The sequence below is a fragment of the Vibrio sp. 1249-1 genome, assembly GCF_033340495.1.
In genome coordinates, this window is record NZ_JAWOWJ010001216.1 from 1 (window position 1) to 507 (window position 507).

Genomic DNA, 507 nt, shown 5'->3' on the forward strand with positions numbered 1-507 from the left:
ACCACACAGGTTCATCATACGGGCAACCAACGTCGCGCTCGGATCCCAGCTCTTAGTTACCGTGCCACCCAAGGTACCCGTACCGTAGTTTAGGTAAACCGCGTCATTACCGTAGTCTTTAATGATGCGTTTTAGGTTGTCACCAACGAGGTCAAAGGCTTCGTCCCAAGTAATGCGTTTGAACTTACCTTCACCACGTTTACCAACGCGAAGAAGTGGGTATTTCAAACGGTCTGGCGAGTAAACACGGCGACGCATAGAGCGACCACGCAAACAAGCGCGAACTTGATGATTGTGGTTATACACATCATCACCCGTGTTATCGGTTTCTACCCATTTGATTTCACCGTCGACCACGTGCATACGAAGCGGACAACGAGAACCACAGTTTACGGTACATGCCGACCAGACAATTTTTTCATTGGGTTTTGCTGGCGTTTCTTTGGCAACCGCTTTAGTTGCGAACGGGAGAGAAAGCGCGTTTCCTGCTAACGCTAAAGCGCCAAG

1 protein-coding gene is annotated in these 507 nt (G+C 49.7%); it reads right to left on the bottom strand.

The window, feature by feature from the left end:
* The coding region (locus tag R7Z50_RS31350; protein WP_318150257.1) for a molybdopterin-dependent oxidoreductase at positions 1-507 on the bottom strand (507 nt) is incomplete at both ends.